The sequence below is a fragment of the Methylobacterium sp. C33D genome, from assembly GCF_053345825.1.
Window position 1 is genome coordinate 1 of the sequence record NZ_JBKFAV010000106.1, and the last position, 1,124, is coordinate 1,124.

The following is a 1,124-nucleotide window of genomic DNA, read 5'->3' on the forward strand; positions in this document are numbered from 1 at the left end:
TACTTCGCGTAGGCGTAGGCGGTCGCGGCGGAGGCGACCGGTCCGGTGACGCCGTTGAAGGCGGTGAGGACCTTCTGGACCTCGGTGAAGGGCGCGTTCGACACGTAGACCAGGTCGCGGTTGCGCATGCGGAACGCCTGGGACACGAACAGGCTGTTGGGGTCGCGCATGTCGATCCGGTAGACGACCGGCACCAGCGGCGTGCCGAGCAGCTTCGAGCCGGGGCTGAGCCGGCGCACGACGCTGGCGGGCTCGAACCGGAAGATGAAGGTGCCGGCCGGGTCGGCGGCGAAGTCCGACAGGCCGCGGGCCTTGGCCAGCGCCTGCGCCAGCGTGATGCCGTCGGCCTGGAACGGCAGCTCGGTGCTGTTGCCCAGCGCGCCCACCGCGATGAAGGTCTGCGGGTCGCGCACGAGCGTGAGCACGTCGTTGGGCCGCAGGTAGATGTTCTCCCGCGGGTTCGACACCACCGTGGTCAGCGGCACGGTCGCGGTCACCGGGCCGCGCGAGAGCCGCACGAAGGTCTCGTTGACCGGCGCGCGGTTGCCGCCGGCGGCGGCGATGACGTCGAGGATGCGGTCGCCGTGGCCGGAGAGCGGCAGGCGGGCGCCGGCGGCGCCCTCGCCGGTGACGGTGACGGCCTGGGAGATCGGGCGGGTGACCGAGACCAGCACCTGCGGCTGGATGGCCTTGCCGGCGAGTTCGTTCTCGATGAGCGCCTGGACGTCCTGGGTGCGGCGGCCGGCGACCTTGATGCGGCCGGCATAGGGCACCGAGATGGCGCCGTCGCGCCCGACGGGCTGCTCGGGGATGAGGGCGGACTTCGAGCCCGCGGAGAAGCGGTCGGCGACGAGCGGGCCGGAGAACAGGCCGCCCGAGCCGGCTTCCCAGATGGAGACCGAGACCATGTCGCCGATGCCGATGACCGGCTCGGAGGAGGGACGGTGGTCGCCGAAGGAGGCGAGCAGGCTGTCGAGGGGGCGGCCGCGCAGGGCCTCGACCACGGAGGGCGTGACGTCGATGATCTCGTAGCGGGCGAGGATCCCGCCGTCGGCCGTGGCGACCTCGGCCCCGGCCTGGATCGCGCTCGCCGTCGGACCCGCCGCGGGCAGGTACGTGCAGCC

1 protein-coding gene is annotated in these 1,124 nt (G+C 73.0%); it reads right to left on the minus strand.

Annotation, left to right across the window (positions count from 1 at the left end):
* Positions 1 to 1,124: polysaccharide biosynthesis/export family protein (locus ACLBXO_RS31565; protein WP_447687894.1), on the minus strand; the 1,124-nt coding region annotated here is incomplete at both ends.